Origin of the sequence: Pseudomonas sp. DE0157, assembly GCF_007678615.1 — a bacterium.
Taxonomy (GTDB): Bacteria; Pseudomonadota; Gammaproteobacteria; order Pseudomonadales; family Pseudomonadaceae; genus Aquipseudomonas; species Aquipseudomonas parafulva_B.
The window spans coordinates 95725-107204 of the sequence record NZ_VEJN01000016.1 but is presented as its reverse complement, the minus strand read 5'-3'; the positions used below and the strand labels follow the sequence as shown (position 1 = coordinate 107204).

The following is an 11480-nucleotide window of genomic DNA, read 5'->3' as shown; positions in this document are numbered from 1 at the left end:
CGGATGATAGGAGCAGGCGGTTTTTGCTCACTTTTTGACAAGACAAAAAGTGAGCCGCCGTAAGGGCGGAAAGGTGATCATGCGCCACCCTAACTATTGAATACCAACTCAATATAAATGCCCACACTGATACTCAGAACTCAGAACTCAGAACTCAGAACTCAGAACTCAGAACTCAGAACTCAGAACTCAGAACTCAGAACTCAGAACTCAAAGTTCAAAGTTCAAAGTTCAAAGTTCAAATCCCGCCGAGTTTGATTCAAAATCCGGGTAACTACTAAGCGCCCGCCCACAAACCCCACCCCCACCTCCCATAAAGTCCCCACCGACAATACCCATTGACTGTACCACCCACCCCCTCCGCATAATCCCCAACCCACCCGGAGGCCCCATGCACAAGACAATCCTGGTCCTGGTCGAAACCGTGGACACCTACCTACCCCTGTTGACCAACGCTGGCTACCACCTGATCCTCGCCCAAACCCCCGACCTGCGCGCCCAAGCCATCGAGCACAACGGCCCCCGCATCGACGCCGTCCTCACCCGCGGCCCCCTCGGCCTGACCGCCCAGGAAATCGACGCACTGCCCAACCTGCAGATCATCTGCGTCATCGGTGCCGGCTATGAGCAGGTCGACCTGCAAGCCGCCCATGCCCGCCACATCACCGTCACCAACGGCGCCGGCGCCAACGCTGACGCTGTGGCCGATCACGCCATGGCTATGCTCCTGGCCCTGCTGCGCAACATCCCACAAGCCGACGCCAGTACCCGGCGCGGCCAATGGCAGCGCGTGATCAGCCCATCGGTCACTGGCAAACGCCTGGGCATTCTGGGCATGGGCGCCGTTGGCCGAGCCAACGCCAAGCGCGCGCATCAAGGGTTCGACATGCCCGTAAGCTACTACAACCGTACACCACGTCCGGCATTGCCCTACACCGGCTACGACAGCGTCCTGGCCCTGGCCGGGGCAGTCGATATTCTCGTGGTCGCCACACCCGGCGGCGCCGATACACGCCACCTGGTGGATGCACAGGTGCTGCACGCACTCGGCCCCCAGGGCTACCTGGTCAACATCGCGCGGGCCAGCGTCGTCGATACCCAGGCGCTGACCCAGGCACTGCAGGGCGGGCAATTGGCCGGTGCGGCCCTGGACGTGTTCGATGAGGAACCTGACGTTCCCGACACCCTCAAGTCGCTGCCGAACACGGTATTGACGCCCCATGTCGCCGGACAATCGCCAGAAGCGGCAGAAGCCACGGTGACGTTGGTCCTGCGTAACCTCGATGCTTTTTTCGCCGGCAAGCCAGTGCTGACACCTGTGCTTCATTAAGCCCCATACTGCCAAATGCCTGCACAAGGGCAGGCAACAAGGAGCGTATCCATGCAACTTGAAATCTTCCAGGTCGACGCCTTCAGTGCCGAACCCTTCGGCGGCAACCCGGCTGCGGTCATCCCGCTCGATCACTGGCTACCCGATGCCGTGCTGCAGCGCATCGCCGAGGAAAATAACCTTTCCGAAACGGCGTATTTCGTACGCAACGGCGAGGCGTTCGACCTGCGCTGGTTCACGCCCACCGTGGAAGTGGACTTGTGCGGCCACGCCACGCTGGCCTCGGCCTACGTGTTGTTCGAACACCTCAATGAACCGGCGCAGGTGCTGCGCTTCAATACCCGCAGCGGTGAACTGCGGGTAACTCGTCAAGCGGACGGCCTGCTGGCCATGGATTTCCCCGCTCGCCAACCAGAGGTCCAGCCCGTGCCAGCCGGTCTGTTGCAGGCGTTGGGCCTGCAACAGGCGCTGGCGGTATATCGCAGCGACGACTACGTGGTGGTGGTCGATGACCCTGGGTTGCTCGACACCCTCACGCCAGATTTTGTCGCGCTGGCCGGCTTTGACGTGCGCGGCATCGCCGTGACGGCGGCGGGGCGTGGGTTCGATTTCGTGACGCGCTGGTTCGGGCCACGCGTGGGGGTCAATGAAGACCCGGTGACCGGTTCGGCCCATACCTCGCTCGCACCGATCTGGGCACAACGGCTGGGCAAGCAGTCGCTTGAGTGCGAGCAGGGCGGTGCGCGCAAGGGCCAGCTGCGCTGCGTGCTGCCGGGCAATGGCCGGGTGATCATCAGTGGGCGGGCGGCGTTGTTCATGCGCGGTACCGTCTACCTATAGGACGGCCCTGTCGTCACGGACAATGCGCGAGCCGACACCAAGGCTTGCCAAATCCGGGCAATGCTGCGAAAAGGACGGCATTTTCGTAGCGGCTGGAGCCTGCGCATGAACCAAGAACTGCAGATCATCGACCTGGTCGAGGGCGACGGCAAAGCGGCCGTCAAAGGTGCCCTGATCACTACCCAATACACCGGATGGCTGGCCGATGGCACCGAGTTCGACTCCTCCTGGTCACGCGGCAAGCCGTTTCAATGCGTGATCGGTACCGGGCGCGTTATCAAGGGGTGGGACCAGGGCATCATGGGCATGCGCGTTGGCGGCAAGCGCAAGCTGTTGGTGCCGGCGCACCTGGGCTACGGGGCGCGTAGCGTCGGATCTATTCCACCTGATTCGGACCTTGCGTTCGAAATCGAGCTGCTTGAAGTGCTGACGCGCGACGACTGACAGGATGGCCCCGTAATGCCCGTGCCAGACGCCTGGAACCCGGGCAGCGGGGAACAAATCGGGTTTTTGGCACTCTGAACCGAACCCGTCGTCAAGGAAGGCACTCACTGCAAAAGGCGCCCTGTGCCCGTCCGGGCGATGCGCGGGTGACCCGTTTGTCACACGAGCCTGCATTGATGAAGTTGATTCCACACCTGCATCGTCGCCGTCATTGGTTGCTGGGCCTGACCCTGACCGCCGTAGGCGTACCGCTGGCGCTGGACGCCGTCGAGAGCCGCGCGCAACCGGTCGATGGCACCCAGACCCTGGTGTTTCTGCGCCATGCCGAAAAACCCGGTGAAGGCTTAGGCCAATTGAACTGCCAGGGCCTGAACCGTGCACTGGACCTGGCCACGGTTTTACCCGAACGTTTCGGCAAGGCCGATTACGTGTTTGCCGCCAACCCGTCCCGGCACGTGGAGGAGGGCGCCGATGATCAAAGCTACAGCTACCTGCGTCCGCTCATGACCATCAGCCCCAGTGCCATTCGCCTTGGCCTGCCGGTCAACATCGACTACAGCGCCAACGACACCGATGACCTGGCCGATGAGCTGCTCAGCAACAAGTACCGTAACGCGACCATCTATACCGCGTGGTCACACGGCTACCTGCCGGACCTGATCAATACCGTCGCGGAAAAAGCTGTCGGCAAGGAGCACGTCATCACCGAGGATTGGCAGGATGGTGATTTCGACACCCTCTATGTTCTGACCCTGAACTGGCACGATGGCAAGGCCAGCCTGCGCAGCCGTAACGTGCGTCAGGGGCTCGATGACGGTAAGCATAGCTGCCCGACCTGATCCGCTGGTACTGTTGAGCCAGGATGCTGAACAGGGATGAACGATGAAGCGGCAGGTGACGGTGATAGGGGGCGGCGTGGTCGGGCTGGCGACGGCCTATGCGCTGGTGCAGGAAGGCCATTGCGTAGAATTGATCGAGGCCCACGACACCTTGGGGGCAGCCACCAGCTTTGCCAATGGCGGTCAATTGTCCTACCGCTACGTCGCGCCACTGGCTGATGCGGGCGTGCCGTGGCAGGCGCTGGGATGGTTGCTGCAGGGCGATTCCCCGCTGCGTCTGCGCCTGCGTCTGGACCCGGCGCAGTGGCGCTGGCTGTTGGCCTTTACCCTGGCATGTCGACGCAGCGTCAACCGGCGCAACGCCGCCGTCTTGCTTGACCTTGCCCTGCACAGCCAGGCGGTGTTGGCCCAGTGGCGCCAAGCCCAGGACCTCGGCGACTTTGCCTGGCGCCGCAATGGCAAGCTTGTAGCGTTTCGCAGCGAGTCCCAGTTCAAGCGCAGCCGTCTGCAACTGACCGATCCTGATCACCAGCAGGTACTGGGCGCTGCTGAGCTGCGGACACTGGAACCTGCGCTGCAAGAGTCGTCCTTCGTGGGTGGCATATTCACCCCGGACGAAGAGGTAGGCGACTGCCATGCCTTCTGCCTGGGCCTGGCCGCCGCGCTGCAAGCCTCTGGCCAATGCCGGTTCCGGCTCGGTCAGCCGGTGACCCAGCTGCTTCACCGTGGGCATCAGGTGGTAGCGCTGCGCCTTGGCCACGAAGAACTGGCAGTCGATCAGTTGGTGCTGTGCGCCGGTTACCGCAGCGCTGCGCTGAAGTTGCCAGGGGTGAACATTCCGATCTATCCACTCAAAGGGTACAGCCTGACTGCGCCGCTAGCATCAGGGCAGCGTGCGCCTGAAATCAGCCTGACGGACTACGAGCGCAAGATCGTCTATGCCCGGCTGGATCGGCAACTGCGCGTTGCGGCCATGGTGGACATCGTGGGGCAGGACGAGGCGCTGGACAAACGCCGGTTGCAGGGCATGCGACGCCTGGCGCTGGAGACACTGCCCCACGCCGCCGATTACGCCCACGCGGTGGAGTGGGCCGGCATGCGACCGGCGACGCCCACCGGTGTGCCGATCATCGGCGCAACGCCTTATCGCAACCTTTGGCTCAACCTTGGCCATGGCGCGCTGGGCTTCACCCTGGCCTGCGGCAGTGGCCAGCGGCTGGCCAGAATGATCGGTTAAGCAGGCCCTGCGCAGGGTCGGTTGCCGATCCCGCGCAGGTTGCGCCGTGGTGCCCTAGCGGCCGAGCCGCATCGGCCAGCCTATGACCTTCTTTACCCGAGGGGTCGCGTAGGTGCGGACCTTGGACGTACTCAGACCCAGGCGCACCAGCGACTCGGCGATGGTCACCGCCGCGCTGACCCCATCGACCACCGGTACCCCGGTGCGTTGGCGGATCTGCTCGTCCAGCCCGGCCATGCCTCCGCATCCCAGGCAGATGACCTCGGCCTTGTCATCGCGTACGGCCCGTTCGGCCTGCTCGACGATGGCCTCGACGGCGCGCTGCGGATCGGCCTCGAGCTCCAGCACCGCCAGGCCGCTGGCGCGGACCGAGGCGCACCGATCGTAGAGCCCGGAAAGTTTGAGGCGGTCTTCGATCAAGGGCACGGTACGGTCCAGGGTGGTGACCACCGAGTAAGCGTGGCCCAGGTACATGGCGGTACTGGCGGCGGCATCGGTGATGTCCACCACTGGCACGTTCAGCAGCTCCTGCAAGCCTTCACGGCCGTGCTCGCCATAGCCGGCCTGGATCACGGCATCATAGGGGCCCTCATAGGCCAGTACCCGATCCATCACGGCGATGGCGGCCAGGTAACTCTCGAAGTTGCCCTCCACCGATTCTGCGCCGAACCACGGCGTCAGGCCGATGATCTCGGTGCCCGGCGCCGCCACGGCGCGGGCCTGCTCGGCGATGGCCTCGGTGATGGCTTCGGTGGTGTTGACGTTGGCAATCAGGATTCGCATGCGCAGTCCTCCTTGTTCAGTGGCTGCTGTGGTCGACGGCGATGCATTCGCCGCTGACGTCGTGGTAATGACGGTTGCGCGGCGCGATCAACAGGTACAGGGCGGCGGCGATGCCAGCCCCGATCAGCCACGAGAACGGCGCGACGCTGTGGAAGTTGGGGACCAGGGCCAGCACGATGGCCAGCAGGGCCGCCGGCACGAACGCCGCGACCGCGCGCAGGTTGATGCCCTTGGTGTAGTGATAAGCGCCGGCCGGGTCTTCGCTGTAGAGCTGCGGGACGTTGATGCAGCCTTTGCGCAGCAGCCAGTAGTCGGACATGATCACCCCGTACAACGGGCCCAGCAATGCACCCAGGCCGGAGAGGAAGTAGACGATCACCAAGGGGCTGTTGTACAGGTTCCACGGCAGGATCAGCACCGCCAGCGTGGCGCTGATCAGCCCCGCGCGGCGGAAGTTGAGGTGACGCGGTGCCAGGTTGCTGAGCACGAAGGCCGGCGCCACGAAGTTGGCCATGATATTGACCGCGACCGTGACGATCAGGAACGACAGACAGCCCAGCACCAGGAAGGTGGTGTTTGGAATGGCTGCCACGATCTGGGTGGGGCTATCGATGATCTGGCCGTTGATCTTGAATTGAGCGCCGCACAGCACGACGGTGATCACGGCAAACACCAGGATGTTCACCGGCAGGCCCCAGAAATTGCCGACGCGAATGGTCTTGCGGCACGGCGAGGAGCGGGCGAAGTCGCAGAAGTTGAGCACCAGCGTGCCGTAGATGGCCAGCCACAAGGCACCGCCGGCAAAAATGTTGCGCCACATCTCGTAACCACTCAGGGGCTCTGCCACCGACCATGCGATGCGGGTGTCGGCCTTGAAGTACATGAATACCGCCAGCGCCGCGACCGTTACCAGGATGACAGGGCCTGCGAAGGCTTCGTAGCGACGCACCATCTCCATGCCGTAGGCGAGGATCACCAGTTGCACCAGCCAGATGGCCACGAAACAGGCCCAGCCCAGGCTGGAAAGGCCAAGGATGCTGTCGTGGTCATAGGCTGCCATTTGCGGCCAGATGGCGCTGAGCAGCACGCGCAGGACCACCGAGGCCAGGTAGGTCTGGATGCCAAACCAGGCGATGGCGATGACCGCACGTATCAGCGCCGGGATCTGCGCGCCGTGAATGCCGAAGGCGATGCGGCTGATGACCGGGAAGGGTACGCCGGTTTTCTGCCCCATGTAGCCCGACAGGTTCATGAAGAAGTACACCAGGGCCGCGCCAATGGCCAACGACAGAAGTATCTGCCAGCCGCCCAGGCCCAAGGCGAACAGGCCCATGGCAAATGAATAGTTGGCGATGTTGTGCACATCGTTGGTCCACAGCGCGAAGATGCTGTAACGGCCCCAGCGGCGTCCGGCGATGCGCGTGGGGGCCAGGTCTCGGTTGTGCAGGCGAGGGCTCAGTGCCATGTCCGGCATTGTGTCGGCCGGGGTTGGGTGGGTCTGGGTGCTGGCGACGGATAGTTCAGGGGCAAGGTTGAGGCTGCTACTCATTCCGGCGGGCTCCTGATGCACGTTGACTGCGATGAGCGGGCAGCGCACGGGCTCGCCATCTCGTCGGTGCAGCGTTGGCATCTCGGGTTCTGGGCGCGGCGGCCGACGGTCAATCGGCGTCGCGGGTTCTTGTGTATTTATGTTCGTTGAAACTTGTATACAAAACACAAGCACAGTAAAGCCATTTCCATGCCAGCTTGAGTAATCGATCACCAAGGTGTTCATTCGGAAAGCGGGTATATTGCGGTAACAAGCTGAAAAATCAGGTTTTTAAACTGACCATACAGTCAATAATTGTTTGAATTCATGGGCTTAGTTGATCAGTTAGTCAGCATTCAATGAGCGCTTCATGTAACACATCGGGGCTTAATCGGTGCAAGTGCACACAAAAATGGCACTTAAGGTGACATTAGTGTGTACAAAAAATAGACAATCCGAGATGGCGCCCCTTCGTGGCCTTGCCATGTAAAATACGACTCCGCTTACCGATGTGACCTGACATGACCTCTCCGATTGCCGCCCTCGAGCAGCATCTGCTTGCCGCCCTGAACCCCGCCCCTGAAGAAACCCGTCGTCTTTTCCACGGTCGTGGCCGTTGCTGGCCTGGTCTTGAGCAAATCACGGTGGACTGGCTTCAAGGCGTGTTGTCGGTCGCCTTGTTCCGTGAGCCCCCGGAAGGACAATTGGCAGAGCTTGAGGCCATGCTGTTGCGGCTGTCGCGCCTTGAGCAGTGGACAGGCCAGGCGATCCTGCTGCAACACCGTTACCTGCCCGACAGCCCGGGTCAATGGCTGGTGGGCGAGCCGTGTCAGCAACGTGAAGTGATCGAGGACGGTCTGACCTACCTGCTGGACCTGGGGGTACGCCAGAACAATGGCCTGTTCCTGGACATGCGCCTTGGTCGCCAGTGGGTGCGTGCCCAGGCCAAGGGGCAGCGCGTGCTGAACCTGTTTGCCTACACCTGTGGTTTTTCGGTGGCGGCGATTGCAGGTGGCGCCGAGCAGGTGGTGAACCTGGACATGGCCAAATCGGCACTGTCCCGAGGGCGCGATAACCACCGCCTTAACCAGCACGACCCGTCCCGGGTGGCCTACCTGGGCCATGAGCTGTTCAAGTCGTGGGGCAAGGTGCGCAAATACGGGCCTTACGATCTGATCATCATCGATCCGCCTACCTTCCAACGCGGTAGCTTCGTGCTGACCCAGGACTACGCGAAGATCCTGCGGCGCTTGCCTGAGCTGTTGAATGAAGGTGGGACGGTGTTGGCCTGTGTGAACGACCCGGGCATCGGGCCTGAGTTCTTGATCGAGGGCATGGCCGAGCACGCGCCCGGCCTTGCCTTCGTCGAACGCCTGCAGAACCCGCCCGAGTTTCCGGATGTGGATCCGGCTGGGGGATTGAAGGCGTTGGTGTTTCGGTTGGGTTGATGGGGCGGGCCCACGCGGCGAAGCTCAAGCCCCCAGGCGCGTGCGCGGCTGACCCAGCTCAGCCCGCTTCACTGACCGGTATAAATCTGATCGAACACGCCCCCATCGTTGAAATGCGTTTTCTGCACGGTGCGCCAGTCACCAAAGGTCTTCTCGACCGAGAGGAATTCAACCTTGGGGAAACGGTCGGTGTACTTGGCCAACACAGTCGCATCGCGTGGGCGCAGGTAGTTCTGGGCGGCGAGTTCCTGGGCGGCCGGGGACCACAGGTATTTCAGGTATTCCTCGGCCACCGCCTGAGTGCCTTTGCGGGCGACGACTTTATCGACCACGCTCACCGGCGGCTCGGCTTCGGCCGACACGCTTGGGTAAACCACCTCGAACTGATCGCGACCGAATTCGCGGGCGATCATTTCGGCTTCGTTCTCGAACGTCACCAGCACATCGCCAATCTGGTTGGTCATGAACGTGGTGGTGGCGGCGCGACCACCGGTGTCGAGCACCGGCGCCTGCTTGAACAGCTTGCCGACGAACGCGCGCGCCTTGTTCTCGTCACCGCCTTGCTTGAGCACATAGCCCCACGCCGACAGGTAGGTGTAGCGGCCGTTACCCGAGGTCTTGGGGTTGGGTACGATGACCTGTACGCCATCCTTGAGCAGGTCGGGCCAGTCTTTCAATGCCTTGGGGTTGCCTTTACGGACGATGAACACCGTGGCAGAGGTGAACGGTGCACTGTTGTTCGGCAGGCGCGTGACCCAGTTGTCAGGGATCAATTTGCCGTTGTCGACCAAGGCATTGATGTCGGTGGCCATGTTCATGGTGATCACGTCGGCCGGCAGGCCATCGATCACCGCGCGCGCCTGTTTGCTCGAGCCACCGAAGGACATCTGCACATTGACCTTCTCGTTATGCTCGGCCTCCCAGTGCTTCTGGAAGGCGGGGTTGTAATCCTTGTAGAAGTCACGCATCACGTCGTAGGAAACGTTCAGCAAGGTCGGGGCAGCGTGGGCCAGGGTGCCGAAGGCCAGGCTGGCGGCGGCCAGCGAGACGGTGAAGAACTTTTTCACGACGCATTCCTTATGGGTATGAATGTTGGGCAATGTGCCAGCGACTATAGCGTCTTGTTCTTCAGGTATTAAAGAATCAATGCGTCTTTGCTTATATGCGCTGGCCGATTGGCAGTTCTGGCAGTTGTCCAGGGGCTTTGCCCACTTAATGACTCGCTCAGCCGTCAAGGTGAGCGAGCCCTTCAGATCGTCAGGGGCGCCTTAGTCAACCGGATTTCGGGAACAACGCATTGCCACACCGGGCACAAAACGCCGCGCCACTTTCATGGGATTTCTTGCTGCAGGTCGGGCAGGCGTGCTGCAGTTGTTCTCCACGCATGGCATTGGCGAGCTCGGCCGTAAAGATCCCGGTCGGCACCGCGATGATCGAGTAGCCGATGATCATCACCAGTGAAGAGAGCACCTGGCCCAATGGCGTTCTGGGCACGATATCGCCGAACCCGACCGTGGTCAGCGTGACGATGGCCCAGTAGATCCCCTTGGGAATGCTCGTGAAGCCATGTTCCGGGCCTTCGATCACATACATGAGGGTGCCGAACACGGTAACCAGCGTCGAGACGCTGACCAGAAACACGATGATCTTCTGCTTGCTGCCGCGCAGGGCATCGAGCAGGTAATTGGCCTGCTTGAGGTACGGGCTGAGCTTGAGCACACGGAAGATCCGCAACATGCGGATGACCCTCACGATCAGCAGGTACTGCGCGTCGCTGTAGTACAGCGCGATGATGCCCGGCACGATCGCCAGCAGATCCACCAGGCCGTAGAAGCTGAATGCGTAGCGCAAGGGCCGGGGCGAGCAGTACAACCGTGTCAGGTATTCGCACAGGAAAATGGCGGTAAAGCCCCATTCGATCGCGGCCAGCAGGCCCCCGTACCCGCGATGCACCTCGTCGATGCTGTCCAGGATGACCGTGACCAGGCTGGCCAGGATGATCAGCAACAGGGTCTTGTCGAAGCGTCTTCCGGCCACGGTATCGCTCTGGAAGACGATCACGTAAAGCCGCTCGCGCAGGCTTGCAGGTTTGTTCATTGGCTCTGTCCATCGTGAAGTCGGCTGAGCCTATGGGGTGCCTTTCAGCTATGCAAGCGCCCCGGGGTCTGGCGTTTGCCAAGCTTCAGGTGACGACCGAAGTGGATGAGCCAGCAGGCGGCGACGAAGGGTGCCGTGAGCGCCGGGACCGGCAGCCTGCTCAAAAGCGGCTGCAACGCCAGCGCCAGGCCAATGGCCAACAGCGTGACCCAGGGTTTTTCCCCTTGTCGGCTGAAGGCCAGGGCTGCCAGGGCCGCGTTGAATCCATACAGCCCCATCCATGCTGACTGCGCATCACCCACGAGCAGTGCCAGGCCTGCACCCGCGGCAGAGCCTATGACCGCCCAGAGACAGGCATACGGGTTGGCGATCAATAGGCCGACGATGATCAGCAGCCCGGCCAGGGGTTGATCGAGCAGGAAAATCTGCCCGACCCCTCTTGCCAGGGCACTCGCCAGGTCGGCCTCGACCACCACGGGTGCGCTAGCCGTCTGCACGAATAGCAACGTGCCCCAGCCCAGCAGTACGAAGGGCGCCGTGTAGGCGACCAGCAGCTTGCCCCCCCGCTTGCGCCATTGGTGGGTGATGATGCTGGACAGGCCGGCGGCAGCGATTACCAGCGGTGGCTGGATGATCGACCAAGGCAGCACAGCGCTGATCAACAAACCGATGAGCACGCCGTTGTAGCTGTACAGCCCAGCCTGTCGATCGGCGCGGTCGTAGCCGCGGGCCTGTGCCGTCAGCAGGCCTGCCAGCGCGCCAAGCAGCGCGCCGCCCAGCAGCGCCGGTGCGGTCAACAAGATCGCCAGCAGGCAGCATAGCCCGCACAAGGGGTTACGCAGCAACAGCACCTGGCTGAAGCCGTTTAGCAGCGCCGTGGCCCAGTCGGGGCACGGGTTTACGAAATTTTTGGTGTACATGGGGCAGTCAGTGA

Annotated in this window: 11 protein-coding genes; 6 read left to right on the top strand and 5 right to left on the bottom strand. The window is 62.2% G+C overall.

Going from position 1 to position 11480, the window contains the following annotated elements; all coding sequences use genetic code 11:
* Nucleotides 1-391: 391 nt before the first annotated feature.
* From FS777_RS17925 to FS777_RS17905, 5 genes are all read left to right on the top strand, one after another.
* The gene (locus tag FS777_RS17925; RefSeq protein ID WP_145256758.1) at nt 392-1330 is read left to right on the top strand and encodes a 2-hydroxyacid dehydrogenase; all 939 of its coding nucleotides are present in this window, start codon (nt 392-394) and stop codon (nt 1328-1330) included.
* Between the two features lie 51 nt (nt 1331-1381).
* Nucleotides 1382-2170, top strand: coding sequence for a PhzF family phenazine biosynthesis protein (locus FS777_RS17920; protein WP_145256756.1), 789 nt, complete (start codon nt 1382-1384; stop codon nt 2168-2170).
* A gap of 105 nt (nt 2171-2275) precedes the next feature.
* Nucleotides 2276-2614, top strand: coding sequence for an FKBP-type peptidyl-prolyl cis-trans isomerase (locus FS777_RS17915; protein ID WP_027915980.1), 339 nt, complete (start codon nt 2276-2278; stop codon nt 2612-2614).
* 176 nt (nt 2615-2790) lie between these two features.
* Nucleotides 2791-3453, top strand: a complete 663-nt coding sequence (locus FS777_RS17910) for a histidine phosphatase family protein (protein ID WP_078478871.1) — start codon at nt 2791-2793, stop codon at nt 3451-3453.
* 43 nt (nt 3454-3496) lie between these two features.
* Complete coding sequence (locus FS777_RS17905) at nt 3497-4690, top strand: D-amino acid dehydrogenase (RefSeq protein ID WP_145256753.1); 1194 nt, start codon at nt 3497-3499, stop codon at nt 4688-4690.
* Between the two features lie 54 nt (nt 4691-4744).
* On the opposite strand, the gene FS777_RS17900 is transcribed toward FS777_RS17905, so the two are convergent.
* Together FS777_RS17900 and FS777_RS17895 are read right to left on the bottom strand one after the other, a co-directional pair.
* Entirely contained in the window at nt 4745-5473 is a 729-nt protein-coding gene (locus FS777_RS17900) for an aspartate/glutamate racemase family protein (RefSeq protein ID WP_058605966.1), read from the bottom strand.
* A 16-nt stretch (nt 5474-5489) separates the two neighbouring features.
* A complete protein-coding gene (locus FS777_RS17895; protein ID WP_058639838.1) occupies nt 5490-7022 on the bottom strand; it encodes an NCS1 family nucleobase:cation symporter-1 in 1533 nt (510 codons plus the stop codon).
* Between the two features lie 500 nt (nt 7023-7522).
* Here FS777_RS17895 and FS777_RS17890 point away from each other — a divergent pair, with 500 nt between their 5' ends.
* Nucleotides 7523-8449, top strand: coding sequence for a class I SAM-dependent methyltransferase (locus tag FS777_RS17890; RefSeq protein ID WP_145256751.1), 927 nt, complete (start codon nt 7523-7525; stop codon nt 8447-8449).
* Between the two features lie 68 nt (nt 8450-8517).
* Here the strand turns inward: FS777_RS17890 and FS777_RS17885 are convergent, their stop codons facing one another.
* The 3 genes from FS777_RS17885 to FS777_RS17875 form a co-directional block, all read right to left on the bottom strand.
* Nucleotides 8518-9516 carry a sulfate ABC transporter substrate-binding protein gene (locus tag FS777_RS17885; RefSeq protein ID WP_058605969.1) on the bottom strand — a complete coding sequence of 333 codons (999 nt, stop codon included), beginning with the start codon at nt 9514-9516 and terminating at the stop codon, nt 8518-8520.
* A gap of 205 nt (nt 9517-9721) precedes the next feature.
* On the bottom strand, nt 9722-10546 hold the full coding sequence (locus FS777_RS17880; protein ID WP_058605970.1) for an ion transporter: 825 nt from the start codon (nt 10544-10546) through the stop codon (nt 9722-9724).
* A 44-nt stretch (nt 10547-10590) separates the two neighbouring features.
* On the bottom strand, nt 10591-11466 hold the full coding sequence (locus FS777_RS17875; protein WP_078478868.1) for an urea transporter: 876 nt from the start codon (nt 11464-11466) through the stop codon (nt 10591-10593).
* Between the last annotated feature and the right edge of the window lie 14 nt (nt 11467-11480).